This is a genomic window from Pandoraea anapnoica, from assembly GCF_902459765.1.
Lineage (GTDB): Bacteria > Pseudomonadota > Gammaproteobacteria > Burkholderiales > Burkholderiaceae > Pandoraea > Pandoraea anapnoica.
Map to the genome: position 1 here is coordinate 293,776 of NZ_CABPSP010000002.1, position 24,342 is coordinate 318,117.

Below are 24,342 nucleotides of genomic sequence, written 5' to 3' on the forward strand. Positions count from 1 at the left end.
GGGAAATGACATGAGCAACGTCGGCAATCGCAGCGAATTCGTGCGGATTTCGGAAGTCGTGGGAGGTCACGACATGACCATTCGCGATGGCTTTCGCGCCAAGCATTTCGGCGAGCAGATGTTCGACGGTCTGATGGACCCGGTCGTCATGCTGGATCATTTCCACATGACGGTCCCCACCTTTGCGCCGCATCCGCATGCCGGAATTTCTGCGGTGACGTACATGTTCGAGGACGCCGTCGGCGCGCACGTCAACTACGACTCGCTCGGCAACCAAGGCCCTATCGTTCCCGGCGCTTTGCATTGGTTCGCCGCCGGACGCGGAGCAGTGCACACCGAGCAGCCCGAAGGCGAAGGCCATGACGTGCATGCGCTGCAAATCTTCGTCAACTTGCCCGCTTCGCAGAAGTACGACGCGCCCTATGCGTTCGACGTCGAACCCTCGCAGATTTCTGAAATCGTGTCGCCCGGTGTGCGTGTGCGGGTGGTTTTGGGGGCGAGCAACGGGGTGACGGCGAAGAAGAACGACGACCTTCCCCAACCGTTCACGTTGCTCGACGGCTTCCTGACAGATCGCACCAGCTTCCACCACGATTTGCCGCGCGGCTGGAATGCCACCGTCTGCGTGGTCTCGGGGCATTTGCAGGTCGATGCCGACGGCACGACTCGGCCATTGGGCGCGGGCGAAGCGGTTGCCGTCGGCCTGAGCAAGCGCGCGACGACCGATGTCCTCGGTATCGCCTTGCACGCCGGGCCGAACTGCCATTTCGTGGTGTTATCCGGACCGGCGCTCGGCGAGCCGTTGGCGAAACACGGCCCCTTCGTCATGAACACCGTCGAACAGCTCAACGACCGGATGTCGGCCTATCAGCGCGGCGAATTCGGTTCGCTGGACGACGAGGCCTTTTCTCAGCTCAAGGCTTACCGGACGCAGGCATAAGCACTGTGGCGGGTAGCGACCAAGCACGTTATAGCGTCGGCTCGCACACTCGCTCGGTGGCGGCCTGCGTCGCGTCGCATCCACGCTCGACGTCGCGACCACCCGCCCCGAACGCCAACACGCTCAGCAGCGCGAGCACCCACGCTCCCACCACGCCGTACACCATCACCCAACCGAAGCCGTGCACCAGCGCCGCTTGCACGATCTGCCCTTGTGGATCGGCCGCCGCGAGCGCCGCGTTGTTGTGCGCGAGATGTTCAAGACTGCCTGCGGCCACTTTCTCTGCAAGCGTGCGCAGCGACGCCCCGCCGAAGATGCCGGGCAACGCGTTTGCCAGCGACGCACTCACGCCCTTGAGCAAGATGAATCCCATCAGCGCGATATTGATGGCGAGGCTGATCAGCCGCGCGCTCATGTCGATCCCCGACGCCATCCCCGCGCGATTGGCCGACACTGCGCCGGTAGCGGTGTTGGTGACGGGCGTATTCGTCATGCCCAGGCCCACGCCGCAAAGCAGACTGCCGGGCAGCATCGTGAGCCAGCTCGCGTGGGCCACGCCTGAGCCGATCTTCATCAGCAGGAAGCCAAGGCCGATGGTGAACAGACCAAGGGGAATGACGCGGCGGGCGTCGATGCGCAGCGACAGGCGCTCGGCGAACGGCGGCACCACGAGCGTCGGCAATGTGTACGCCAGCAGTGACAGGCCCGCGTTCACGCTGCTGTAACCGAGCGCGCCCTGGAAGTAGATCGGCAGATAGATCATGAACGACCAGTAGCTGAAGTTCATGCCCATCGAACCGAACATCGCGCCCGAGAAGCGGCGGATGCGGAACACGGAAAAGTCGAACATCGGCCGCGGGCTTCGCTTCTCGATCCAGAGAAAGGCGATGAAGCTGACGAGCGTCGCCGCTGCGATGCCGAGCGCCTGCGGACTGCCCATGCCGAGATCCGGCCCTTGCGTGATGAAGTACACGAGACCGAACGTGGCGAGCGACAGCGTGACGATGCCCGGCACGTCGAGATAATTCGCGTGCGGATCGCGAGATTCCTGCACACCGACGAACACCAGCCCCAGTGCGACGATCGACAGCACCACGTGCACGAGGAAGACCCATTGCCAGTCGGCCACGGCAACAATCATGCCGCCGATGATCGGGCCGAAGCCAAGACCGATCCCGAAAATGATGCCCCATGCGCCGAACGCCTTGCTGCGCTCGCGTCCCTCGCGGAACTGGTGCGAGAGCACCGCCACCTGACAGATCAGCATCGCGCCCCCGCCCATCCCCTGAAGGAAGCGGCTGACGATGAGCACCGGCGCGCTCTGCGCCAGCCCGCAGGCGAGCGACGTCAGCGCGAACACCACGATGCTGATGACGTAGATGCGACGTCGTCCGAACCGGTCGGCAAGCGAGCCTGTCGCCATCAAAACCGTGGTGCAGGCGAGTGTGTAGGCATTCATGATCCATTGGATTTCCCGGAAATCCGCGGGCAGTACACGTTCCAGCGTGGACAGGATGGTCGGCACGCTGGAGATTTCAAGGCCGAACATCAGCGATGTCAGGCAGACGGCGGCAAGCGCCAGTGCGTTTTGAGACGCGCGTGAGGGTGTCATGGGATTCGCGAACGAGAATGAAGTCAGAGGTAATATATCGGGAACAAGATTCCCGATTACTGACATTTCTTCCCACAATACGCGCCCCTAGAGACCCAATATGACGAATAAACTCGACGGCGTGGCCGTCTTCGTTCAGGTCATCGAAGCCGGTAGTTTTACGCTCGCCGCGGAGCGCATGCATCTGACGCGCTCGGCGATCGGCAAGGTGATTTCCCGCCTGGAAGCGCGGTTGGGGGTGCGTCTGCTTCATCGCACGACGCGCAGTCATACGCTCACGGAAGCGGGACGTGTCTATTACGAGCGCTGCGTGCGGGCACTGGCCGAACTCGATGCAGGTGCGGCGGAGGTCGAGAGCGGGCTGAGCGAGCCACGCGGACGACTGCGTGTGAGCGTGCCGATTGCGTTCGGTCATCAGTGCGTTGCGCCAGTGTTGTTCGGGCTGGCGAGTCAGTATCCCAGGCTGCAAATCGACATTTCGTTTTCCGACCGGAGCGTCGATCTCATCGAGGAGAACATCGATCTGGCGGTGCGCATCGGCGAGTTACGCGATAACGCCACGCTTGACGCCCGACGCATCGGCACACAGTACATGAGCATCGGTGCGTCGCCTTCGTATCTGGCGGAGCACGGCATGCCCGTCGAGCCGGACGATTTCGCTGCCCACACCGGCATCTCGTATTCGCGCAGCGGGTCGATGGCGCAGTGGCACATGCGCGACGACGATGGTATCGAGCACGCGTTGCAGATCACCCGTCAGCTCAGTCTCGACGATGTTCAGGCGATTGCCGATGCGGGGATTGCCGGGTTGGGGCTGGTGTATCTGCCGTGCTGGTTTCTGGAGAAGCATGCCTCGGCAGGACGGCTGGTGGTGGTGCGCAGCCGTTGCGGAGTGCGTCCGCAAGCGATTCACGTGGTGTGGCCGAAGTCACCCTATCTGCCGTCGAAAACGCGCTGTGCGATCGACGCGCTTTCGACGGAGATCCCGATGCTCCGGATTGGGTGAGGCACGGTCATTCGATGGATAGCATGCCTCGCATCATCGCGGCGTGGGCCGGGAGGGAACAGTAGTAGGTATCGGCGGTAGCGCACGAGAGCTTCGGTGCGTCGAACGTTACTGACGTCCGCTTACCGGCGCCGATCATCGCGGTCTTCGCTGTCGCTTCTCCGATGGCATTTTCTTTAGGCGACAGCCGCAGACAGCGCAAACTGCCGGACGGCATTCGGAATACCCGAAAGCTCGCTGGCAACACCGCTTGTGCCGCTGTCAGTGGACGCCGTTACGCTGGCCGACTTTCTGGAACGTGGACGACAGACAAGCCGGATATCGGCAACGAGTTCGTCGGGAATCTGAATGTCGTTGGCAAGGACACTGCGCATACCGGCGAGCACACCGGCAGCATCGGCCTCTTCCGTTCGGGCACGCACCATCAAGGCTTCGATCGCAGCGATTTCCGCACGCGCTGACGCAAACGGGGACGCACCGGAGCGACCGATGTAGTCGCAAAAACTATCGCGCAGCGAGGTTACGGACCCGGCATACCGGCGCGTGTTGAGTATTCGGGCCATGACGCCATTTCGGGCGAAGACGTCGAGCACCGCTTCGTTGACAAAGAGGCGATGGTCGGTGAGCAGTTGTTCCAGCGTCCTGCGACGAAGGTCGGGAATGGCGCGTTCTGCGACGCGTGCGACTGAGGTGCGATACCGTGCGCGCAGTGCGACGTCGCGTCTGGCAAGGCCTTCAAGTTCCTTACGGGACTTGTCCATTGCCGCGGCGAGGCGTTCGATGGCCTCGCGCATATCCTGGCTTCCGGGGTGCTCCATTGCTGCTCCGACCACTCAGGACACACTGACGACATGCCAATGACGATCCCGATCATCTGTCGCCAGCGATCCTACCCATCAATCTCGGATAAACCGTGGAGACATTGCGCAGAATCGGTTGAACTCGTATAGTGACGGCCGTGAGGACGACCTCACCTGTGACGAGACACTCCGGGACGGCCCGGCTCTTTTTTGGAGAGCCGTATGGCTTGGATCTATCTCACGCTTGCAGGTGTTCTGGAAGTCCTTTGGGCTTACACGATGAAGCAGTCTGCCGGCTTCACGAAGCTCATCCCGTCTGTAGTCACACTCGTGACGATGGCCGCTAGCTTTGGTTTGCTATCGGTTTCCATGAAATCCCTTCCGCTAGGTACGGCTTACACGATCTGGACTGGCATTGGTGCCGTTGGCGCATTTGTCGTCGGCATTTTCGCGCTTGGCGAAATCGTCAGCACCGCTCGCATCGCCGCAGCAACGTTGATCGTCAGCGGCCTGATCCTCATGAAACTCTCGTCGTAATCGACAACCTCTTTTTTAGTCTTTCGAACCGGCACGGCGCTTGCGCGTCTCGTGTTGGTGGTGCTTACGACTTGGTTTGGGATGCGCTTCGATGCGCCGGTTGGCTTGTGCGAAGGTATGCGTTCGCACGTTTGCGTTGCCACCGGCGCGCGCTTCTTTTGATTGGATCGATTGATGGACGTCTCAGAATACTACCCGGCACTTCTCTTTCTCGTCGTGGCATTGCTGATGGGGGTGGGCTTACTCTTCGTAGGCAAACCCATCCGGCCAAGCAGGCCTGACGACGCAAAGAACTCTCCTTACGAATGCGGATTCAACGCCTTCGGCGACGCCCGCAAGAAGTTCGACGTCCGCTTTTATCGCGTCGCAATCTTCTTCATCATCTTCGACATTGAATTGGCCTTCACCATCCCTTGGGCGGTCTCACTGCGCGAAGCAGGCATGGTGAGCCTGATGGCGATGATCGCGTTTCTCGGCGTATTGGTCCTCGGCTTCGCTTATGAATGGAAGAAGAAGGCGTTTGAGTGGGAGTGATTGAACCTGATTGACGCCCACACATAACGCAAAAATGGCCCCGACGGCAAGACCGCCGGGGCCAAGACTACTACATGGACGGGAAGGAGCGACCATGCAAAAGCGAGTGTAGTGAGCGACATCACTCGCGGGTCATATACGCAATTTGGGGACCGGTGTTGACGACGACATCATGAAATTGAATCCCGTCGATAGCACCGCCCCGCCCGGGTTTGACGGGTTTGCACGATCAAGAACGTGCGTCGCCCCGTGAAAGAAATCTAAGAAGAAGACCAAAGGCGACCGACAAATCGCGTACACCGCCCCGGACATAAAAAAAACCCCGGCATCCGTCAATGCCGGGGCAAGCACTTCCTCTCACGACACACACGACAGGGGACTGCCATGCATGAACAAAGTCTAAGGTGCGAGAGATCGGATGGGTTGCGTAGCGAGAAAGGGACTGGCGCGAACGTGAGGCCTGAGCGTTGCCGGTTCTCCTAAAACAACCGCCAATAGTGAGCTCCGCCACCCCGACGAGGATGCACTCCGTCGCATAAAGACAATGAAAACTAGGACAAAGACTACGAACGACCTGCATGCACGCGTGCAGACTCTACGTAGTTAGCATGCCTCGAATCGACACGCACGTATGGAGGGCACCTTGGGAGCCGATGGGCTAGGAAGTGCCGCTCGCTCTCGATACATAGCCTGCGCCACTGCCTGTTGGGGAGGCTGATGGATGTCGTTTCAACAGCCCAGCACGATCTGCTGGTCGATTTTTCCAAACGGGGCGCATCCGGTGGCGTCGAGCGCAACCATCCTCACGCGCTCGCCAAACGCCAGATAGCGGGTGCGGGCTTCACCATGCTCAAGTATCTCGATGCCGCGGCGCTCGGCTAAGCATGCCGAGCCAGCCTCGCGCGCTCCGTTCGAGACCGTGCCAGAGCCGATGATCGTCCCCGGACTGAGTTGGCGCGTGCGCGCGGCATGGGCGATAAGCCTGCCAAAATCGAAGTTCATCTCGCTGCCGCTGGGCTGCCCGATCCACTCATCATTGCGCTGCACGTGCAAACGAAGATGCACTCGGCCGTCGCGCCAGTCGGCCCCTAGTTCGTCGGGGGTGAGCGCGATCGGGGCAAAGCTCGTGGAAGGCTTAGCTTGCAAGAAGCCAAAACCTGTGCGCATTTCGCGCGGCCCCAGTGCCCGCAAGCTCCAGTCATTAATCTGCACAAGCAACCGCACATGTCCGAGCGCATCCAAAGCACTGACGCCCATGGGCACGCGATCGACCACCACGCCGAACTCTCCCTCAAAATCGATGCCGTCGGCCTCGCTCGCGAGAGGCACATCGGCGTAAGGCCCCAGAAAATCGTCGCTAGCTCCCTGGTACATGACCGGAATCGTGTCGAAGTCCGGGATCGGGGCAGTGTTGAATGCCCGCTCCATCAAACGTCCATGATTTAGGAAAGCCGATGCGTCGCACCATTGAGGGCAGCGCGGTAGTGGCGCGGCACACATGCGCACATCGAACGTCTGCACTTGCAGGCTGTGCATAGCGTCGCGGGTGTCGTTCAGCGCGTCGTAGCGTCGCTGAAGTGCGGGCTCGACCTCCGCCCAGCGCTCGATCGCATCGATCAGACTCGACGCAATGCCGTCGGCCAGCACGGTTCGCGTAAGGTCGCGCGAGACGATCAATAGTTGACCATCGCGGGTGCCATTGGCGAGAGTGGCGAATTTCATTGAGCTACCTCGTCCAGAATGGCTACCGCGCGGGTCCAGCCCGCCGAAGCGGCACGGATCTTGTGAGGGAAACAGCTCACGGTAAAACCGAAGGCAGGCAGCGCTTCAAGATTATGCAGTTTTTCGAGATGGCAGTATCCGATCTCGCGCCCAGCCTTATGTCCCTCCCAGATGAGCGATTTGTCACCGGTCTGCGCGACGCGCTCTGCCGTGTAGCTGAACGGCGCGTCCCAGCTCCACGCGTCGGTCCCCGTTAGACGGACGCCCCGTTCGAGCAGGTACATCGTCGCTTCATGCCCCATGCCGCAACCGGCGTTCACATAGTCGGCGTGCCCGTAGCGGCTACCGGCGCGTGTGTTGACCATCACGATGTCAAGCGGCGAGAGCGTGTGCCCGATACGCTCTAGCTCGGCGGCCACATCCGCGGCGGTGACGACGTACCCATCGGGGAAATGACGAAAATCGAGCTTCACGCCACTTTGGAAACACCATTCGAGAGGCACCTGGTCGATCGTGATCGACGGTTTGGCCTGTCCCAGACGCGCGTCCATGGTCGAGTGAAAGTGCCACGGCGCATCGAGGTGCGTGCCGCTATGCGTGGTCAGCGTAACCCATTCTGCGGCGGCTGCCTCGCCGTCAGGGTAGTCTTCGGCCCGTGTTCCCGGCAGCATGGCCATGAACTCAGGCAGCGTATCGGCATGCTTCTGGTATGTGAATTTCGGCGCCAGGGGCGGCGGGTCTGACAGCACGTCGTTTTCGAGATAGATCGACAGATCGATGAAGCGGCGTTTGACTTTCACTTTGAGGCCTCCGACTGGCCGTGATAATGAGGAATGCGTGAGAAGCACATCAGGGCGACGGCACCGAAGAGCACGCCGGCGTAACCAAGGCTCGCGAGCGAAACGAACTTGACAAGCGTGCCGCCGAGCAGCGGCCCGATTGCCGCACCGGTCATCACCATCGCAGGTGTAGCCGCCACTGCTCGCCCGGTAGGATCAAGACGGGCGAGCATCCCAAACGCGAAGGTGTGGCAAAAGATCATCACCGCGGAGAGCACCGCACTCGCCACTGCCCACGCGGCAAACCCGGTGTCAGCGGTGATGAGTACGCCCAGCACGGCCTGCGCGACGGGGCCGATGAGCAACACGACGCGGGCATTCAGACGACGCTCGAGCAACGCAGCGGCTGGCGCGGGCACGAGATTGATCATCCCGAGCGTAATCAGCACGGCGGTAATGGCCGTCTCGCCAAAGCCGCGTACCGTGCCGATGTGCACGACAAAACTGATCAGCATCGCCTGAGTCAGCGCCATGGCGCTCACCCCGCCGATCCCGAACCAGACGTGAGCAGCAAGCCCCGGTTTGGAAGCGTGAGACATACGGTTGTCGGCCCCGGTGACAGCGGACGATGCCGACGCCACCGTAAACGGAAGACCGATCGCGCTGACCATCGCGGCCAAACTCATGACCACGCACAGGATTGTGAAGAACATGCTGCCCCCGTGCGCCCGAATGAGCGGCTGGGAGATGCCGAGAAACAAGATCGAAATTAGCCCCAGGCTCATGCCGGCCAGCGCAAACACGCGATGCGGACGCTCACTGCGACCAATGATGCCGTGCGTGAGGCTCAGGCTTGCGCCCACCGCCAGACCGGCGACGGCATGCAGGGTCGCTATCGCCGGGTAGAAGTTCGTCGTACGTGCGACGAAGAACGCGGCGGCGGCAATTGCAAAGCCTAGAGGCACGATCGAGCGCGCGGGCAAACGTGCGAGCAGTGGAGAGCAAGCGATACTGCTCAACACTACGCTGGCGAGAAACAGCGTGGGCAGCGCGCCTGCGCGTTGTGGGTCGAGCCCGTAGTGGCCCACCAGCGTCGAGATCCACAGCGGCAATGCGACGAGATCAATCATCCCGGCGCAGTGCGCAATCATCAGCGAGAACACGCCGAATTTGCGCAAGCGAGCCGACGCGCCTGACGCCGCGTCGGGCGAGGTGGCGGGCACCATCGTTTGGGGTTCCATCGCGCGCTCCCGACTCAGATGGCTTGCGCCAGATATTGGTGCGTCTCGCGCATGATGCGCTCGTGTTCGGCACGGTCACCGTGGGCGATCTCGATCTCTCCCAGACGAGCCGAGTTCTCGACGACAACCCGACAACGCTCCCAGCGACGCGCCTCGAACGCTTCGATCCCGTCGATCATCGTTGCTGCGCGCGCGAGTTCCTCGGCCAATACGATCGCATCCTCGATGCCAATGCCGGCGCCCGAAGCCATGTGCGGTGTGGTGGCGTGAACGGCATCGCCGACGAGCACGATACGGCCCCGATGCCACGGACGAGGGAGCAACATGCACTCGAGAGGGCGGTAGATCACCGAAGCGTGTTCGTCGATCGCTTTGCTAACGGCTAGCAGGCGCGGTGCCGAAAACTCGGCAAGCAGCGCCTTGAGCATGTCCGGTGCTTGTTTAGGGTCGACGAACTTGCGTGTCTGAGAGTCTTCGGTCACGAACAGGTACATCAGTTCGCTGGAGACTGGGTTGATGCCCGCTTTCACTCGTGCGCCGAGCCACATCTCCGTGCCCGTCACATCTTCCGGGCGCGGCACGATAGCGCGCCACACGCCCTGACCGGTATAGCGCGGCGGTTTGGCGTCGACAAAAATGGTCTCGCGAACGTTTGAGTAAAGACCGTCGGCGCCCACGACCAGATCATAGCTCCCGAGCGTGCCGTCGGTGAATGCGACCTCGACCTGCTCGCTGTTGACAGACAGACTGGCAAAGGTCGTGCCGAGTTTGACATTCACACCCGCCGCCAGCGTGGCCTTGGCGAGAATGTCGGCCAGTATCGGCCGCATGATCGCGCCGCTGCCGGGCACTTCGTCACCGGCCAGACGCGGCGTAGGGATCTGCGCAATCGGCGCGCCGTGCGGCGCAAACAGCTTCAACCCGTCGGCTACCGCACCGCGCTCCAGAAAGGCGTCAAGTACCCCGAGTGTGCGCAGCGCACGCAACGTCGGGCCACTGATGCTGATCCCCGCGCCATAAGAGCGCCAATCAAGATCGACCTCCACGAGATCGACCTGCATGCCTCGCTTGCTGCACTCGATAGCCGTGGCCATACCCGAGAAGCCGCCGCCGATCACGAGCAGGCGTTGGGTTGTCATATCCATTCGATGTCTCCTTTTTTCTACGTTTTTTTGTGTATGCGTTGGTGACGCGTTGACGCGGTTACGGTACGCCACGCTCGCAAGTCAGCAGGAACACTTCGCCCCGCGCGTTGACGTTCAGTGCAAGTTGCGTGAGCGACTGGCCCAGACACGGCCCCGCCAGGCAAGCGCCGCTGACCAGATCGAACTGTGCAGCGTGGGCGTGGCAGACAATGCGCGAGCCGTCGTGATTCAGGTAGGCGTCCTTTCGCCAAGCCATGGGCGTATCGCCGTAGTGAGGGCACGCGTTGCGCCATGCCCGCACCCCGGTCCCATTGCGCACCACGAACATCGTGTCGTGCCCCACGCCATGCGGATCGAACCCGCGCGCACCGGGGTCCGGCATGGCGTCGAGATGCACCAGAAAGATCGGTGAACTCATGGGCATACTCCGGCGCATATTGCTGACTGACCTGCTGCCATATCAGGTGGCCTCCCCCTTGGCCGGTGCACCACCAGCCGGAGCGCCGCCCGGCACCCATTTCTCGCGCGACTGGAACAAGAACAGTTGCGAAGCGTCGGCACTCATCGGTGCAATGCGTGCATGCCACTGGTCGTCGTGCTGGTCCATGTCGGCGTCGTACTCAACATGGCATCCCAGAGGACTATTGAAGTACCAGAACCAGTTCGAACCGAAGCGGTGACGGCCCGGCCCCCAGAACGACTGATAGCCCTTATCCACGAGACGCGTGCCCGCATACATCAGTTCAGTCGGCCCGCCCATATGGAACGTGAAGTGCTCGCATCCCTTCATGAACGGTGGCGTCTGGATAAAGAAGAGCGTGTGGTGATCGAGCGTGCCTGCGGGGCGCAGGAACCCGCCCACGCCTTCGAAGCGATCTGTACATCGGAAGCCCAGGCGCTCGACATAGAACGCTTCGGCTCGCGCAGCGTCAGGTACGAAATAGACCACGTGCGAGAGCGTGCGCGGCGTGAGCGCCATGTCGTCGCGCACCGCCACGACGTTGGGCTGGCGTTGTGCGGGTGCCCCCGGCGCGTTGATCGCCTCGGCCGGCATGTTCAGCGTTTTTCTTTGGGTGACGACGAAACCCAGGGCGAAGCCCATATCGTCCACAGTCTCCAACGAGCCGTCGGCAAGTACGCGCACCTCGCGATCGCGCATCAACTCCCCGGCGATTTCCGCAAGATCTTGCGCGCTGTCCACGCCATAGACGGTTTTGCGCAATTGACTCGTGGTGCCCAGCGGCGGGGGCAAGCGCGAGTCAGTGGCGGCCCACACTTCGATGGCGGTGCCGTCAAGCGCAGCGAACCGTCCGGCTTCGCCGGGGGCTTGCTGTGCGACGAGGCCGTAGTCAACCAGGTATTGGGCAGCACTGACGATATCGTCAACGCCAAACACGAGATATTCGAGTCCGAGGATGTTCATGAATGCATTCCAGCTTGGGGAAGAATGTGAGGCATTGACTCAGGCATCAGCGACGGGTGCGACCGCCGAGCGTTTCGGCGACCCAGTCGGCGATATAGTGGCCCGCGTTGATCGAGTTATCGAAGCTCGCATGCTGCACTCCCCCCTCACGATCGGTGAATATCTTCAGCTCGCGCTTGGGACTATTGACCAGTTGCTCGTACGTGCGATACGCCCACGAGAGCGGGATCTGCGAGTCACGCTCGCCGTGCGTGACGAGAAACGGCACCCGAATTCGATCGAGCACGCCATCGAGATGCACGTCCTCGGCGATGCGCATGAAATCGTCGATGTCTTTGGCTCCCCACACCCAGCACACGTGATTCCAGTAGTGCGGCACAGGGAAGTCGCTCTCGCGCTTCAAGCGCTGCCTTTGCACATCGCGCCAGTCGTGGTTGGCTCCCCACGCCACGCCGCACGCAAAGCGGGGTTCGAACGCCACCGCACGCGGGCAGTAGTAACCACCGAGCGAGACGCCCTCCATGCCGATACGCTTCGCGTCGATGTCCTCGCGCGTCTCGAGCCAGTCAACCACGCGGCTCGCCCAGTGTTCGGCATCGAAGCGCGCGTGCATGCCATGCAGGCGAAGCGCCTCGCCGGTGCCGGGCTGATCGACGATGAGCGACGACACGCCGCGCTCGGCCAGCCAGCCGGACAAGCCGACGAGGTACTTCATTTCCTTCATGGAATCCAGACCGTTGACCTGCACGAGCACCGGCGCACGTGCGACGCCCGGGGCGCGCACGAGCAATGCCGAGAGATGTCCTTCGCCGTATGGGATCTCCACACGCTCGCAGTTCTCGCCTGTGAGTTCGATACCAATGGCAAACGACTTCAGCGCGCGCTGGTAAAGCTCGACACGCCCCGGCGAATCGTGCGCAAGCATGCGCTCGCAGGTGATCATGTAAGCGCTCGCCCGCTTGTATTTCTGACCGGCCGAGAACTGGCGACCGCGAGCCTCGTCTTCGGCTGCAAGCGCTTGCAGCCGATCGGCCATTGCCACCCACGCTTCGCGAAAGGCTTGCGTGCCTTGGGCATCGGGTTGTTTGGCGGCGTCTTGCAGCGGTGCGCAGATCGTTTCGATCTCGCCCATGCGTGCCCCCATCTCGATGGCCAGATTGACGGAGAGATTCCAGACGTAGTTGGTCGGAAAATAGCGGAACATTGTCTAACCTTATGAGCGTAAAAAAGAAATTGCAGTGCATGCGTACTGCGTCAGAGCAGCGGGATGGCGATGTTCAGCCACACGCTGCTCGATTTGGCGGTATTGGCCGCGTACAGGCCTTGCTGGTAGTTCAGAGCGACGTTGAACCAGTGGCCGTCATAGGAAACCGAGGGACCCATCGCGAAGCTGCGTGCGCGATTCCCCGCGCCGACGGTTACGCCCGACTGCGCGTCGTCGGCGAACTGGTTCAGGTAGGCACCCACGACGCCGACTTTCCACGGCCCGAAGTTCCATCCGAGGGTGAATTCGCCAACGTACGCACTCCCCGAGTGATAGTTCGTGTCGCGATTGGTTTGGTTGATCATGAGCCGATTCGACAGCCCCACGTCGAATCCATTGGGGATGTTGTAGCGAATCGCAAAGACGGGTTGCAGCGACGAATAGCCCACTGCAACACTGTTTTTTGAGGGGCTGTAAGAGCCCGAGGCCGTCATGAAGTCGAGGCCCGTGGCAAACGTAAGGTTGGGCGACGCGCGCCATTGCAGAATGACTGGCGAGACCGTGACGTTGGCCAGACCGCTTTGTGTGCTGCTTTGTCCGGCGATATTCATGTGCAGCGAGACCACCGGCAGGACGAGTTGAGAGTAGACGTCAGCACCCAGGAACTTGACCGGATACGCGGCGATGAGGCGGGTCGTTGCGACAGGGGCGCTCGAACGAAACGGAACGGGCAGTTTGTTGCCGTCATTGCCGTATAGCGCGTTGGCAAACGAGTAGCTGAACTGCTGCAACACGAAGAGCCCGGGGATCGGGGGCAACGAGGCAATGCCGGTGGCTGTCGCTCCCGCCGGGTAAGGTGACACGTAATTTTCGAAGGCATGCACTTGCTGCGTCGCACAAGTGGCAACGAGCGCGCAGCCCGGCAACAGGCTCCTGATCTTGACGGCCATTTTGTCTCCTGATCGATCTCGCGGATCGAGTTTTTGGTGGTACTTCTTTTTTGTTCCGATCAGGTTAAGATGCCCGCTTGCATGTGAAAAATTGATTCGATCCATTCGCGGAATCGATTCGCCGAATACATCAAGGGCAAACCCGAGGGTCGGCGAATAGGCGATCGACGCATGGCCACCCGGCGCAGTGCCCGACGAAAAGAACATTCCCCATGCGTTTCAACAAGCTCGATCTCAATTTGCTCGTCGCCCTCGATGCGCTGCTCAGTGAGCGCAGCATCAGTCGTGCTGCGGAGAAGGTGCACCTGAGTCAGTCGGCGATGAGTAATGCGCTCTCACGGCTGCGTGAGTATTTCGACGACGAGTTGCTCGTACAGGTAGGCCGGAAGATGGAGCCCACGCCGCGTGCGGAGGGCTTGGCGGATGCAGTGCGCGACATTCTTGTGCGGGTCGAGGCGAGCATCTCCACGCCGCCGACGTTTGTGGCGACCGAGTCCACGCGCGTGTTCCGCTTGCTGGTCTCGGATTTCACGTTATCGACGCTGATCCCGCATTTTCTGAAACGGGTCTACGCGCAGGCACCAAACGTACGAATCGAACTATGTCCTCAGGTCGCACAGGCGGCACGCTCGCTTGAGCGAGCAGATGTCGACATGCTGATCATCCCGATCGATTACTGCACGGGCGAGCATCCGACCGATATTTTGTTCGAGGAGGACTATTGCTGCGTGATGTGGAACGAGGCCGCGCTCGCGGGCACTGCCATCACGCGAGAACAATATCTGGGGGCGGGACATATCGTCGTCACTCCCGGGCATGTCGATACGGCTATCGCCGATTGGTTTGGAGAACGCATCGGGGTACAGCGCAAGGTCGAGGTCACCACCTTCGGCTTTGCGGCACCGGCGCAACTGGTCGTCGGCACGCAGCGTGTCGCCACGATGCATCGCCGACTTGCCGACCATGCGAGGCGCAGCCTCCCGATTGTGATCTGCGACTTACCTATCACGACCCCGAAGATGCAACAGGCGATGCAGTGGCACTCGCACCGAAGCGCGGATCCTGGTCTGCGTTGGTTGCGCGAAAACCTCAAGGCGTCCGTGCTGGACATGGATGGCAGGGTCGAGACAGTGGCAATGTGTGTTCCGCTGGGTACGACTGGCGGTGCGCAAGCGCTCGGATCATAGCTCTCCGATTCGTATGCGTTAGCGGCGTGCGCGTGCATGAAAGCGGGACGACGCCACTGAATGTCTCCTACGGGTCGAAAGCAGAGACTTGTGATCGGCCGCAATCGGCCATGAGCCGACGTTCACTTCCTGGCAGGTGGCGCAATGGGGCACATTCACCGAATTGGTAGTTGTGGTCCTGAACGTGCGGATGAGCAGATTATTGAAGATCACGTGGTGGCGTATTCGTCACTAGCACAATAGTAGAGTAAGCCGTTCAATGCTGACTCGTGTTAGGTTCCAATGACGAAAGGGAGGCTTTCATGCACCGAACGATTGCGTACCGCGGCTTCGAGATTCAGGTCGAACTGATTCCGGCTGCCGATGAGGGCACTTTTGATGTGACCTTTCAGATAACAGGCGCTACAAACCTCGAAGTGCTCGGCGCTCGGGGAGGCCGCATCCCGTTGCGCAACGGCCCTTTTACTGAGCGATGGGCCTATCTGGTAGCCGAAATCGCGGGTCAAGCTGCAATCGACGTGTTACTCGGTCCCGGCAACTGATTCCATGTTTGTTTCCCGACCCAATGCACTCCGTGACGCATAAGGGGACGTCCCCGGCCAGTTCTGCGGTACGGTTAAAGAGTTGACGACACCCGTCTACGGCATTGAGCTCTGGTCGACCCCAATATCAAACCAGCAGGTAAGCGCTGGCCCCAGCATTCCGCTCAGGAATGACAGCAGGCGATTATTTTTTATATGCGAGGATGAGCCCGGCGGGGAAACATCTCTTGTTGCCATGTCCGGCAATGCGCCTTTGGAATACCAGGCTCAATGTCACCCGCAATCAGCCGAATCGGGGAGGATCCATGAAGCTTCGCGTCGGATACGAACTGTCGTACGAGTGCTCACATCCTACGCCGATGATGCTGATGTTGAACACGCATTTTTCGCATGCGAAGGATATTGCCGTGGCGGATCTGCTCGTTACCGATCCACCGGTGCCAATAAGGCAGTACCGCGATTTGTTCGGCAATCTGTGCAGTCGAATCGTCGCGCCTGTCGGCCGTTTGGAATTGAGCACGACAGCACTGCTGAATGTGCCAAGTGCCATGGAAACGCGGCCCATCGAGGGGTGGGGCCATCCGGTTGAGCACTTGCCCGACGATACGCTGATTTTCCTATTAGGCAGCCGTTATTGCGAGACCGATCTGCTGGTCGAAGTCGCGTGGCAGCTTTTCGGCCAGTGCACGCCGGGTCGCGAGACTGCTCTGGCAATCTGCGACTTCGTGCACCGACACATCGAATTTGATTACGGGCATGCGCGGCCGACCAAAACCGCGTGGGACGCGTACCGTGAACGCAAAGGCGTCTGCCGCGATTTTGCGCATCTGGGTGTCACCCTATGCCGGGCGATGAATATTCCGGCGCGCTACTGCACTGGCTATATCAGCGATGTGGGCTTGCCGCCCGTCGCGGCGCCGATGGATTTCGCGGGGTGGTTCGAAGCCTATGTTGGCGGTAGCTGGCAGACCTTCGATCCGCGAAACAACGCGCCGCGCATTGGGCGCGTTTTGATGGCATACGGACGTGATGCCGCCGATGTCGCAATTAGCAATGCATTTGGGGCCGCCGTCCTAACACACTTCGAGGTGCACTGCGACCAGGAATGACCGAACCACAGTCCGCCAACGCTGAGCCGACGCGGAAATGTACGGATAAGATGCGTTCGCGCAGCAATGTCGCTGTTCGAGGTCACGAACGAGCGCGCCTCGTCGATCGAGCGAGCGATGCCCCGCAGATAAATAAAGCCGATCATTTTTTATCGCAATGTGACCGAAGGCGTCCCGGCCTCACGAAATACCTTGACAGTACCGGACCTTCAACGTACCGTGTCCACAGAAACATTCAAGAAGTTCGATTGCTGATCATCATTTTCTGCGTTTTCCGCGCGGTACTCGCTATCCTCTCTCCCTCCTTGAAGTTTTTCTCGCTCCGCAACGGAGCTAATTCGATTATTTCAAGGATTCATCATGGAAACTGGTACCGTTAAGTGGTTCAACGATAGCAAGGGCTTTGGCTTCATTACACCGGATGCTGGCGGCGACGATCTGTTCGCCCACTTCTCCGAAGTGCGAGGCGAAGGCTTCAAGTCGCTCGCAGAGAATCAAAAGGTTAGCTACGAGACCAAGCGCGGCCCCAAGGGCCTGCAGGCATCGAATATCACCCCGCAGTAACGTCGTTCAAGGGCCGGCCAACCGGCCCTTCGCTTGTATAGCATCCGCGCGGAGCCATTGCGCTCCCGACTTGATCGCACCATTTCGAGGTGTGCATCATTTGTCTCTCCGACACGATCTGTCTCGCTCCCACTTTCGAAGTTTTCGACTTGTATGGCCCGAATGCCATGCAGGTGTCACTCGCATTCCATTTATGAAAAATAATAACCATAACCACCATTACAACGGGTATCTGGTCTCCCCCTCCGCGTACCTGCTTCCGGACGGCTGGTTTGCGGCCAACCTCCTGCTCGAGCGGGGCGATGCCGCCCATGCGGCGCCCGCCGCATACACATTCCATGCACTGGACTATTTCGACACCGAACTGCAAGCGCTGGGGCACGCCAGTGCATGGGCACGCGACTGGATCGACAATCGCGGTTAATCTACGTAGCATCCGACCACATCGCGAGATATGCGATCGTCGTTCGTCTGGGTTTCTGACGCACCTACCCGAAAACGGATGCCGCACCAAGTCAAGGAATCTGTGCCGGTCAAGATACGGCGCAACTTGAGAATCACGCGAAATGCCGGGGCAGGACAGGCTGGGAAACACTTACACAATATGCATTGAGTCCTTGATGCAATGGGCGTATAACAAATATATCGAACATCAAGTCTGACGTTTATCGATCAAGCGTCGATGTCATTGCGAGACACTTCCGATCTCTGAATTTCTTGGTTGTCCGCCACTTGCGCCCAGTCGCGCGTTTCGCGACGGCTATTCGCAGGGAAAACCTGGGGTTCACATGAGCACCGGAATTGTAAAGTGGTTCAACGGCAGCAAGGGCTTTGGTTTCATCACCCCGGATGATGGCGGGGATGACTTGTTCGCCCACTTCTCAGAGATTCAACCGCAAGGGCGCACGGAGTTTCGCACCCTGCAAGAGAACCAGCACGTTTCCTTCGATGTCACGCGCGGCCCGAAAGGCTTGCAGGCATCCAACATCAAGCCCGCGTAGCTTCTTCCCTATATCGCTCGCTAGCATCGCCGTATCAACACGGCGATGCAGCGGTGCTCGTCATGTCGGAGGAAATATGTCGCACACATCCCCCTCGTACAGAGGCTTCAGTTTGGAAACTCTGGTGTTTTTAGACCCGGACGCAACCCAAGCAAGCCGTAAGCACGAAAGATTGCTGGCTGTATCCGTGCGCATCACCCCGAGTACGTCCATCGGTTCAGTTCCGCCGTCAGAATCGCGAGTGTTTCGTCTTGAGACGGTCCTGTTCGATTCAATCGGCAATGCACGGCGCGCTGGCGACGAGTTCGGCCGCACATTGATAGACGGATTTATCAACAAGGCTTCGCTGGAGGCATAACCCCATGGGCGCATCTCCTAACTGGTTCTTGTATTCCGGCTACGTGCCAGCTGACGCGGCACGGCTCCTTTCTTTCGGATCGATCGCCCGTGCGATTTGTCTGAGCAATCGGACTGACGCGTCTGCGCATGCGCAGCACGGTCCCATCGCTAAGTGGCTACGTCGGCGAGCCGCTGAACGCAAATCCCCCAACTGAGCGGCTCTATCGAAGCGCAGCGCACAGGGTCATAAAACTTTTACAGGAGCGAATATGCTCGCCCTTTCAGCACAAACCATAACTGCGGCGCTTCAACGCATTGCGGAAAAAAACCCGAAGCAACCATCAGATGCGGTTATCAATGCGTTGCTCGCACGCGAGTTGATACATCGGGTCGGCAAGCACTTTGAGCCGACGCAATTTGGCCGCGCCTACTTCCGCCACGCATATACCATTCGCCCTGCTTGGTAATAAAACAGGAGTCATTTGAGAGTATCGGCTCGACAAAACTCTTCGTTGGCACTCGCGTCATCTTTTTACCGGGTATAGACCGTTCACTTTCTTGATCGGCCCGATTTAGCGTGGTTTCGCCGCCCACATCTGACGCTACACCTGCCCCCGGTGACGATGCATCAGTGCATATGCTAGGCATGTGCCATAAGGAGTCGATCATGAAAATGGAGCGAATACTACTGCGCGTCTATGGCGAACGCCAGGACGCGGCTTGGACACTCACTTGCCTCGATTTGTCGTTTTCCTCGAGCGCCACAGACCTATTTAAGGCCAAGGAATACGTCAGAGCCAACGCGTACGAGTATCTACAGGGAAAAGTGATTGGGGAGAATATTCAGTTCCCGGCGATCGTCGTCAGTGCGAATGTCATTTCTCAACGCAAAATGAAGTATTGGTTGGCGCGCCTCTGGCAAAACGTCGACGGACGCACACGCGGCCACATCTACGATGAGGTCGTGGGACTAGATGGGGAAGATCCCGCATTCTCTTAATTGCTGGGAGCCCCCGTGGGCGAAACTCACCAAGTATTACTTTACTTGACGAAAATTCCTACGGGCGCGAACAACGTCGACCCTTCAGAGCATTGATCGTGTGGACTTTATCGGCCGATATCTGAGGAGGGAAACCTGATGAGAAGCGTATCCTGGTTCTTTGCGGCAGTTACTGTTGCTGTCATCTTGCTGGTTTATTGGGGAACTAGATAAGAAGAGAGCAACTGACTGCTGAACACGTTCGCGCCTTTTTCGAAGAGAGGAGTAAGTGATACTCCGCTTTCTGGGCGGCGACAATCGACGGGCACGAGGGGACCTGTTCCGCCGTTGGTTGCCGCGCTTCCGCTGGCAGTGGTGGAATGTCTCGCGGCGGCGACGTAGTGACTGAGCTGCTTGCGGCAACCCGCCAGCGAAGAAGTCGGGAGCACGTGCAGCAGCATTTGCCGCATCAGCAGATTTTTTCGCATCGATCGATATCCCAGCCAACGTTTGGTTCGTCTTGCGATAGAGGTTGTTGGCAGCGGTCAGATCGCTGATTTGCTTCGCTTGCTTGGAAACGGTGGCCGATTGATCGGCGTCGTGATGCCGTTTCCAATAACCACCACCGGCTGCAAGCACCACGGCAAGCAAAAGTCCGCCCACACGCGAGAATCGAGCCAGGTCACATTGCACCCTCGGCTTTCACATACTGTTCAAGCAGCGGTTCAAGGGCATACTCCACCTGGCCGTAACCGGCTCCGGAGAGACTGGCCCAGATGTTCCGATCTGGCCCACCTTTATGTCGTCCAACGCGCCGCGCTCGCAAATCTGCTGGATCGCGAACTTGCCCGGCTGACCGGCGAGAAGTCCGGAAGCCCCAACTGCTGCCTGTACACGTCGAAGTAACGCGAGAGCAGTTGGTAGCGGCCCGCCGCCGCCGATCACGTTGTATCTGTCGTCCGACCCGGCATTACGCGACGTGAATTCAGACCACGCCAGCATGTCGAGGAACGCGCATACGTGCTGGTATAGCGGCTGGGCTGCGGTACCGGAACCCGAACTGAGGTGCTGTGGATCCCGCCCAAGGTTCCGCGTTCTGGCCTGCTCTTGGAGGTGGCATGAGACAGAACGAAATCATTATGCGAGCGCTACGGCGGTGTGGCGAAGCGAGAACCTGAATGTCCCCACCCGACCACGGCAAAAAGAAGCCCACGGCATTGCGAGGGCTGAAATCCGGTCGCCAGGGGCATTCGGCTAACGGTCATTTCAAGCTACGCCCCTTCTTGATGGCCATGACTAAGGAATACCCGTGCGGCCCAGTGGAAAACGGTCTTTTGACCGCGCATTCAGCCCCACAGCCCGCACTTGAGCGCTCCGCAGCCGATCAGCCGATGATCAATCGCGATCTGCACATCCTCCGTCAGCGCCGCCTGAATGACGTCCAGTTCCTCGATCTTTGCCAGTTTGAGCCTCCCAGCGCCGAAGGGCTCGAAAAAGCTCGACCCTGTCAAAGGGCGTCACCTAGATGGTCACGTCTCACAGGGTTGCGTGGCAGATCTGAGTGTCGACGGTGCAACCGCGATACACGAAGTTGAGCGATGGCATGTTGTGGGCGGGTTCGTTCGCATCAGGCGCGCGATCACGCGAGAGGCAAAAGGCGTGGCGGCGTTTCACAAGGCCACAGCGAGTCGCCGCGATATCCGATTACTCGGCCCGGCCCTCGATGCGCCGAAAGCGCAGAAGGCCCTCACATTTCTTACCAAAGCCGACGGCCCGATATTCAGGCTGCCAAGAGGCGAGCGATTCTCGGGTTCTCATCAAGTGTGGAAGCTCTGGAACTCGGCACTGAAACGAGCGGGCGTGCGATACAGAAACCCATACCAAACCCGACATACGTACGCGTCTATGGCCGATGGACGCCAACGGCGGATTTGAAGGCGGGGGATAAAACCGTTGAGAAGTTCGCCAAAAATGCTGGCATTTCTAAAGGAAAAACAGGCAAAAATCGGCTAGATTTTTGCCGGCGTTAAAATTCAACCCGATGATTTTTAAGGGTTTTTTGGTGCGAGGAAGGGGACTCGAACCCCTACACCCTTTCGGGCGTCAGGACCTAAACCTGGTGCGTCTACCAATTTCGCCATCCTCGCAGCCCGTGGGCGTCGTTACCTTTTAGGCGCGACATCCCGGCATCGGGTCGACGACATGCATGCGTCCTGTCGGACATGAAAAAGGGCGACTTGTCGCCGCCCCGCTGCATGCGTCAAAGCAGGCGCGTATTCTACACGAACCGAATTCGACCGGCAATCTCCGCTCAAGCCCATACCGTCCCACGCGTCAGGTCGGCTCGCAATGCTAGAATTCGCACCAATTCATGGCTTCTGCCCCCACTGCGCAGCTACGCGCTTAAGCGCCTGTGCACCGATTTCCGGGCACCTGACCAAACCGATACCCCATTCGCATGCAACCCCACGAGACCGCCGACGAGCCCTCTGGCTCCTCCGACAACATCACCCAGGCCAACGCATACTGCCGTCAGAAAGCAGGCCCGCCCGGATCCGCGCTCTACTACGCACTGCTCCAACTCCCCCCGTCCAAGCGCGACGCCGCCTATGCCGTCCACGCCTTTTGTCAGGAAATCGCCGATATTCACTCGGCCGTTCATGACCCCGGCGTCGCACACGCAAAGCTCGACTGGTGGCGTCAGGAACTGGCTCGCCTCTTCTCAGGCACCCCCGCACATCCGGTGACCCGAGCGCTCGCCCCCGTCGTGCAAAACAGCAGTCTCTCGCGCGAAACTTTCGAAGCCGTCCTGCACGGCGCCGAGATGGATCTCTCGCAGATGCGCTACCTCGACTTCGCCGGTCTCACGCACTATTGCGACGCAGCCGGCGGTGCCCCCGCAGAACTCGCATCCCAGATCTACGGTTTCGACGACCCGAAAACGCCCGCCCTCGCGCGCGCCCTCGGCCATGCCATCACGCTCGGTCGACGTGTAACCGACGCCGGTGTCGACGCGCGCTCCGGCTACGTCTATTTCCCCATCGACGAACTTCAGCGCTTCGGCGTCACCGCCGCCGACATTCAGAACGGCAAGTACTCGCCCGCCTTCGTCGAGCTAATGCAGTTCCAGCACGCGCGTGCGCGTCAGGCCATCATCGACGCAGCCGCCGCAATCCCTAAACAGGATCGCCGCAAACAACGTCCTCTGCTCGCCCTCGCGGCGCTGCAACTGGCATTGATGGACGAAGTCGCCGCGAGCGGCTATCAAGTGCTCCACCAGCGCATCGACCTGACGCCGCTGCGCAAATTCTGGCGAGCGTGGCGAGCACGCTGAGCTTAAAACGCACCCCTGGCACGGGCCGTGGGCCCGAATCGCAGCCCACGCAGTCAGGACGTCCGCCCTTTAAACCCGCATCACATCCAACGGCTTGAACGCGCCGCCCAGCACGGGTTGCGGGTTCAAGCCCCACCAGCGCTGCAGCACCGTCGCGTAGACGTCGCGGAAATCAACGGCAAACGGTAAGTTGCCGTTGCCATCCAGCCGATCCAGTCTCGGTGCTTCGCCATACAGGCCACCACGCACACGTCCGCCTGCGATGAAGTGCGGTGCGACCGTACCATGATCCGTCCCGCCGCTCTGGTTTTCACGCGGACGCCGTCCGAACTCGGCGTACGTCACGATCATCGTCGACTGCCATCGATTCAACTCGGTCAACCCAGCCCGCAACGCCATCATCCCCTGCGACAACTGACGCAACAGGTTCGCCTGCTGCCCTATCTGGTTCTGGTGCGTATCAAAACCATTGAGCGTCAGTCGCAACACCGCCACGCCACGCCCCGGCTGCGGCACACCACTCGGAGAATCCGCCGCGGCGACCACCTGCAACGCCGTCTTCACCACGTTGCCGAAAGCCCCCTGCGGCATCGGCGTGCGCAAGACATACTGCCCCTGGCGCGGACGCAAACCGTCCGCTGCCTTCACGATGTCGTTCTCTACCCGCAGCACGTGCGCCAACGCCGGATTGCTCACCTGCGCAGCATTCGTCGACGCCAGACTCGCATCGCGTAAAAACTGCGCCGGATTCGTCAGCGTCACAGCCCGCGCGCCACCGCTCAAGGGCCCCAACTCCGCACTGCCGACAATCACACCATCCGCGTCGAAACCCGACGGCACGGCCTTCTCTGCGAACGCCCGCGACAACCATCCGTCACGCAAATACTCGTCCGAGCGCGACGCCGTATTCCAGATCTCAATCGACCGGAAGTGCGAAAGATTCGGCTGCGGATACCCCACACCCTGCACAATCGCCAACTCGTTCGCCTGCCACATCGGCAACAAAGCGCGCATCTCCGGATGCAAGCCATTGTGCTCGTCCAACTGCACGACCTGCTCGCGCTTAATGCCAATCGTCGGACGCAAGCTCGCATACATTGCGTCCGCATAAGGGATGACCGTGTTCAACCCATCGTTGCCACCCTTAAGCTCGATAAGGATCAGCAAATTGCCATAGTTGCCGCCACTGCCCGGCAATATCCCAGACATATCTCGCGCAGCGGCCAACACCGGCGTCGGCGCCAGCCAAGCTGCCCCAAGACCACCAGCGAACGTCAAAAAATCACGTCGACGCATTTCACACCTCTCATGACTCGCCCGGACTCACCGCCCGATCACAAATCGCAAACATACCTGTCACAAAACTTGCCATCGCCCTGCATCCCAAGCGCCTG

29 protein-coding genes and 1 tRNA gene are annotated in these 24,342 nt (G+C 60.0%); 14 read left to right on the forward strand and 16 right to left on the reverse strand.

The genetic code is table 11. From position 1 onward, the window contains the following. Positions 1-10 precede the first annotated feature (10 nt). Positions 11-940, forward strand: a complete 930-nt coding sequence (locus tag PAN31117_RS04415; protein ID WP_246188911.1) for a pirin family protein — start codon at positions 11-13, stop codon at positions 938-940. Between the two features lie 28 nt (positions 941-968). On the opposite strand, the gene PAN31117_RS04420 is transcribed toward PAN31117_RS04415, so the two are convergent. Beyond that, entirely contained in the window at positions 969-2,552 is a 1,584-nt protein-coding gene (locus tag PAN31117_RS04420) for an MFS transporter (protein WP_150737143.1), read from the reverse strand. Positions 2,553-2,652: 100 nt separating this feature from the next. Between PAN31117_RS04420 and PAN31117_RS04425 the strand changes: the two genes are divergently transcribed. Beyond that, positions 2,653-3,558, forward strand: a complete 906-nt coding sequence (locus PAN31117_RS04425) for a LysR family transcriptional regulator (RefSeq protein WP_150737144.1) — start codon at positions 2,653-2,655, stop codon at positions 3,556-3,558. A 7-nt stretch (positions 3,559-3,565) separates the two neighbouring features. On the opposite strand, the gene PAN31117_RS27780 is transcribed toward PAN31117_RS04425, so the two are convergent. Beyond that, on the reverse strand, positions 3,566-3,775 hold the full coding sequence (locus PAN31117_RS27780) for a plastocyanin/azurin family copper-binding protein (protein ID WP_150737145.1): 210 nt from the start codon (positions 3,773-3,775) through the stop codon (positions 3,566-3,568). Beyond that, a complete protein-coding gene (locus PAN31117_RS04435) occupies positions 3,735-4,376 on the reverse strand; it encodes a hypothetical protein (protein WP_150737146.1) in 642 nt (213 codons plus the stop codon). Before PAN31117_RS04435 ends, PAN31117_RS27780 begins: the two co-directional genes overlap by 41 nt. Positions 4,377-4,580: 204 nt before the next feature. Here PAN31117_RS04435 and PAN31117_RS04440 point away from each other — a divergent pair, with 204 nt between their 5' ends. Beyond that, positions 4,581-4,895, forward strand: a complete 315-nt coding sequence (locus PAN31117_RS04440; protein ID WP_039397911.1) for a DMT family transporter — start codon at positions 4,581-4,583, stop codon at positions 4,893-4,895. A 174-nt stretch (positions 4,896-5,069) separates the two neighbouring features. Beyond that, on the forward strand, positions 5,070-5,429 hold the full coding sequence (gene ndhC / locus PAN31117_RS04445; protein WP_150737147.1) for an NADH-quinone oxidoreductase subunit A: 360 nt from the start codon (positions 5,070-5,072) through the stop codon (positions 5,427-5,429). Between the two features lie 729 nt (positions 5,430-6,158). Here the strand turns inward: ndhC and PAN31117_RS04450 are convergent. From PAN31117_RS04450 to PAN31117_RS04485, 8 genes are read right to left on the reverse strand one after another with little or no spacing between them, the layout of a single operon-like run. Next, a complete protein-coding gene (locus PAN31117_RS04450) occupies positions 6,159-7,151 on the reverse strand; it encodes a fumarylacetoacetate hydrolase family protein (protein ID WP_150737148.1) in 993 nt (330 codons plus the stop codon). Next, positions 7,148-7,951: a cyclase family protein gene (locus PAN31117_RS04455; RefSeq protein ID WP_150737149.1), complete on the reverse strand. Its 804-nt coding sequence runs from the start codon at positions 7,949-7,951 to the stop codon at positions 7,148-7,150. The genes PAN31117_RS04450 and PAN31117_RS04455 overlap by 4 nt, the downstream gene beginning before the upstream one ends. Continuing rightward, positions 7,948-9,171, reverse strand: coding sequence for an MFS transporter (locus PAN31117_RS04460; RefSeq protein ID WP_150737150.1), 1,224 nt, complete (start codon positions 9,169-9,171; stop codon positions 7,948-7,950). The genes PAN31117_RS04455 and PAN31117_RS04460 overlap by 4 nt, the downstream gene beginning before the upstream one ends. 14 nt (positions 9,172-9,185) lie before the next feature. Then, entirely contained in the window at positions 9,186-10,316 is a 1,131-nt protein-coding gene (locus PAN31117_RS04465; RefSeq protein WP_150737151.1) for an FAD-dependent oxidoreductase, read from the reverse strand. 58 nt (positions 10,317-10,374) lie between these two features. Next, complete coding sequence (locus PAN31117_RS04470; RefSeq protein ID WP_150737152.1) at positions 10,375-10,734, reverse strand: Rieske (2Fe-2S) protein; 360 nt, start codon at positions 10,732-10,734, stop codon at positions 10,375-10,377. 42 nt (positions 10,735-10,776) lie between these two features. Then, on the reverse strand, positions 10,777-11,739 hold the full coding sequence (locus PAN31117_RS04475; RefSeq protein ID WP_150737153.1) for a VOC family protein: 963 nt from the start codon (positions 11,737-11,739) through the stop codon (positions 10,777-10,779). Positions 11,740-11,785: 46 nt separating this feature from the next. After that, complete coding sequence (locus PAN31117_RS04480) at positions 11,786-12,943, reverse strand: alpha/beta hydrolase family protein (protein ID WP_150737154.1); 1,158 nt, start codon at positions 12,941-12,943, stop codon at positions 11,786-11,788. A gap of 50 nt (positions 12,944-12,993) precedes the next feature. Further along, a complete protein-coding gene (locus tag PAN31117_RS04485; RefSeq protein ID WP_150737155.1) occupies positions 12,994-13,893 on the reverse strand; it encodes a SphA family protein in 900 nt (299 codons plus the stop codon). 212 nt (positions 13,894-14,105) lie between these two features. Between PAN31117_RS04485 and PAN31117_RS04490 the strand changes: the two genes are divergently transcribed. From PAN31117_RS04490 to PAN31117_RS04530, 9 genes are all read left to right on the forward strand, one after another. Next, on the forward strand, positions 14,106-15,080 hold the full coding sequence (locus PAN31117_RS04490) for a LysR family transcriptional regulator (protein WP_150737156.1): 975 nt from the start codon (positions 14,106-14,108) through the stop codon (positions 15,078-15,080). Positions 15,081-15,382: 302 nt separating this feature from the next. Further along, a complete protein-coding gene (locus PAN31117_RS04495) occupies positions 15,383-15,622 on the forward strand; it encodes a hypothetical protein (RefSeq protein ID WP_150737157.1) in 240 nt (79 codons plus the stop codon). Between the two features lie 305 nt (positions 15,623-15,927). Continuing rightward, positions 15,928-16,731 carry a transglutaminase-like domain-containing protein gene (locus tag PAN31117_RS04500; protein ID WP_150737158.1) on the forward strand — a complete coding sequence of 268 codons (804 nt, stop codon included), beginning with the start codon at positions 15,928-15,930 and terminating at the stop codon, positions 16,729-16,731. A 360-nt stretch (positions 16,732-17,091) separates the two neighbouring features. Continuing rightward, positions 17,092-17,295: a cold-shock protein gene (locus tag PAN31117_RS04505; protein WP_107338538.1), complete on the forward strand. Its 204-nt coding sequence runs from the start codon at positions 17,092-17,094 to the stop codon at positions 17,293-17,295. A 193-nt stretch (positions 17,296-17,488) separates the two neighbouring features. Beyond that, entirely contained in the window at positions 17,489-17,719 is a 231-nt protein-coding gene (locus PAN31117_RS04510) for a hypothetical protein (protein WP_107338537.1), read from the forward strand. Between the two features lie 364 nt (positions 17,720-18,083). Further along, positions 18,084-18,296 carry a cold-shock protein gene (locus PAN31117_RS04515; RefSeq protein ID WP_107338536.1) on the forward strand — a complete coding sequence of 71 codons (213 nt, stop codon included), beginning with the start codon at positions 18,084-18,086 and terminating at the stop codon, positions 18,294-18,296. A 76-nt stretch (positions 18,297-18,372) separates the two neighbouring features. Further along, entirely contained in the window at positions 18,373-18,654 is a 282-nt protein-coding gene (locus PAN31117_RS04520) for a hypothetical protein (RefSeq protein ID WP_150737159.1), read from the forward strand. Positions 18,655-18,904: 250 nt separating this feature from the next. Next, positions 18,905-19,102, forward strand: a complete 198-nt coding sequence (locus PAN31117_RS04525) for a hypothetical protein (protein ID WP_150737160.1) — start codon at positions 18,905-18,907, stop codon at positions 19,100-19,102. A gap of 200 nt (positions 19,103-19,302) precedes the next feature. Next, positions 19,303-19,635, forward strand: a complete 333-nt coding sequence (locus tag PAN31117_RS04530) for a hypothetical protein (RefSeq protein ID WP_150737161.1) — start codon at positions 19,303-19,305, stop codon at positions 19,633-19,635. Positions 19,636-19,829: 194 nt separating this feature from the next. Here PAN31117_RS04530 and PAN31117_RS04535 read toward each other — a convergent pair whose 3' ends face one another. From PAN31117_RS04535 to PAN31117_RS04550, 4 genes are all read right to left on the reverse strand, one after another. Beyond that, positions 19,830-20,102 (reverse strand): hypothetical protein, encoded by a 273-nt coding sequence (locus PAN31117_RS04535; protein ID WP_150737162.1) that lies wholly within the window; start codon positions 20,100-20,102, stop codon positions 19,830-19,832. Between the two features lie 309 nt (positions 20,103-20,411). Continuing rightward, positions 20,412-20,531, reverse strand: coding sequence for a hypothetical protein (locus PAN31117_RS27925; RefSeq protein WP_503124981.1), 120 nt, complete (start codon positions 20,529-20,531; stop codon positions 20,412-20,414). A gap of 429 nt (positions 20,532-20,960) precedes the next feature. Further along, entirely contained in the window at positions 20,961-21,125 is a 165-nt protein-coding gene (locus tag PAN31117_RS27025) for a hypothetical protein (protein WP_174990825.1), read from the reverse strand. Positions 21,126-21,674: 549 nt separating this feature from the next. Further along, positions 21,675-21,761, reverse strand: a tRNA-Leu gene (locus PAN31117_RS04550). Between the two features lie 311 nt (positions 21,762-22,072). On the opposite strand from PAN31117_RS04550, the gene hpnD reads away from it, so the two are divergent. Further along, positions 22,073-22,948, forward strand: a complete 876-nt coding sequence (hpnD, locus tag PAN31117_RS04555; RefSeq protein ID WP_150737163.1) for a presqualene diphosphate synthase HpnD — start codon at positions 22,073-22,075, stop codon at positions 22,946-22,948. Positions 22,949-23,017: 69 nt separating this feature from the next. Here the strand turns inward: hpnD and PAN31117_RS04560 are convergent, their stop codons facing one another. After that, entirely contained in the window at positions 23,018-24,244 is a 1,227-nt protein-coding gene (locus PAN31117_RS04560) for a DUF1501 domain-containing protein (protein ID WP_150737164.1), read from the reverse strand. Between the last annotated feature and the right edge of the window lie 98 nt (positions 24,245-24,342).

Bases quoted from the DNA above. Each gene is read 5' to 3' on its own strand.
- PAN31117_RS04530 (WP_150737161.1), top strand. From the start codon at position 19,303: ATGAAAATGGAGCGAATACTACTGCGCGTCTATGGCGAACGCCAGGAC.
- PAN31117_RS04475 (WP_150737153.1), bottom strand. From the start codon at position 11,739: ATGAACATCCTCGGACTCGAATATCTCGTGTTTGGCGTTGACGATATC.
- PAN31117_RS04495 (WP_150737157.1), top strand. From the start codon at position 15,383: ATGCACCGAACGATTGCGTACCGCGGCTTCGAGATTCAGGTCGAACTG.
- PAN31117_RS04450 (WP_150737148.1), bottom strand. From the start codon at position 7,151: ATGAAATTCGCCACTCTCGCCAATGGCACCCGCGATGGTCAACTATTG.
- PAN31117_RS04485 (WP_150737155.1), bottom strand. From the start codon at position 13,893: ATGGCCGTCAAGATCAGGAGCCTGTTGCCGGGCTGCGCGCTCGTTGCC.
- PAN31117_RS04490 (WP_150737156.1), top strand. From the start codon at position 14,106: ATGCGTTTCAACAAGCTCGATCTCAATTTGCTCGTCGCCCTCGATGCG.
- PAN31117_RS04415 (WP_246188911.1), top strand. From the start codon at position 11: ATGAGCAACGTCGGCAATCGCAGCGAATTCGTGCGGATTTCGGAAGTC.
- PAN31117_RS04520 (WP_150737159.1), top strand. From the start codon at position 18,373: ATGTCGCACACATCCCCCTCGTACAGAGGCTTCAGTTTGGAAACTCTG.
- PAN31117_RS04440 (WP_039397911.1), top strand. From the start codon at position 4,581: ATGGCTTGGATCTATCTCACGCTTGCAGGTGTTCTGGAAGTCCTTTGG.
- PAN31117_RS04510 (WP_107338537.1), top strand. From the start codon at position 17,489: ATGAAAAATAATAACCATAACCACCATTACAACGGGTATCTGGTCTCC.
- hpnD (WP_150737163.1), top strand. From the start codon at position 22,073: ATGCAACCCCACGAGACCGCCGACGAGCCCTCTGGCTCCTCCGACAAC.
- PAN31117_RS04525 (WP_150737160.1), top strand. From the start codon at position 18,905: ATGCTCGCCCTTTCAGCACAAACCATAACTGCGGCGCTTCAACGCATT.
- PAN31117_RS04470 (WP_150737152.1), bottom strand. From the start codon at position 10,734: ATGAGTTCACCGATCTTTCTGGTGCATCTCGACGCCATGCCGGACCCC.
- PAN31117_RS04435 (WP_150737146.1), bottom strand. From the start codon at position 4,376: ATGGAGCACCCCGGAAGCCAGGATATGCGCGAGGCCATCGAACGCCTC.
- PAN31117_RS04500 (WP_150737158.1), top strand. From the start codon at position 15,928: ATGAAGCTTCGCGTCGGATACGAACTGTCGTACGAGTGCTCACATCCT.
- PAN31117_RS04560 (WP_150737164.1), bottom strand. From the start codon at position 24,244: ATGCGTCGACGTGATTTTTTGACGTTCGCTGGTGGTCTTGGGGCAGCT.
- PAN31117_RS04420 (WP_150737143.1), bottom strand. From the start codon at position 2,552: ATGACACCCTCACGCGCGTCTCAAAACGCACTGGCGCTTGCCGCCGTC.
- PAN31117_RS04460 (WP_150737150.1), bottom strand. From the start codon at position 9,171: ATGGAACCCCAAACGATGGTGCCCGCCACCTCGCCCGACGCGGCGTCA.
- PAN31117_RS04425 (WP_150737144.1), top strand. From the start codon at position 2,653: ATGACGAATAAACTCGACGGCGTGGCCGTCTTCGTTCAGGTCATCGAA.
- PAN31117_RS04535 (WP_150737162.1), bottom strand. From the start codon at position 20,102: ATGCGAAAAAATCTGCTGATGCGGCAAATGCTGCTGCACGTGCTCCCG.
- ndhC (WP_150737147.1), top strand. From the start codon at position 5,070: ATGGACGTCTCAGAATACTACCCGGCACTTCTCTTTCTCGTCGTGGCA.
- PAN31117_RS04465 (WP_150737151.1), bottom strand. From the start codon at position 10,316: ATGGATATGACAACCCAACGCCTGCTCGTGATCGGCGGCGGCTTCTCG.
- PAN31117_RS04515 (WP_107338536.1), top strand. From the start codon at position 18,084: ATGAGCACCGGAATTGTAAAGTGGTTCAACGGCAGCAAGGGCTTTGGT.
- PAN31117_RS27780 (WP_150737145.1), bottom strand. From the start codon at position 3,775: ATGCCGTCCGGCAGTTTGCGCTGTCTGCGGCTGTCGCCTAAAGAAAAT.
- PAN31117_RS04480 (WP_150737154.1), bottom strand. From the start codon at position 12,943: ATGTTCCGCTATTTTCCGACCAACTACGTCTGGAATCTCTCCGTCAAT.
- PAN31117_RS04505 (WP_107338538.1), top strand. From the start codon at position 17,092: ATGGAAACTGGTACCGTTAAGTGGTTCAACGATAGCAAGGGCTTTGGC.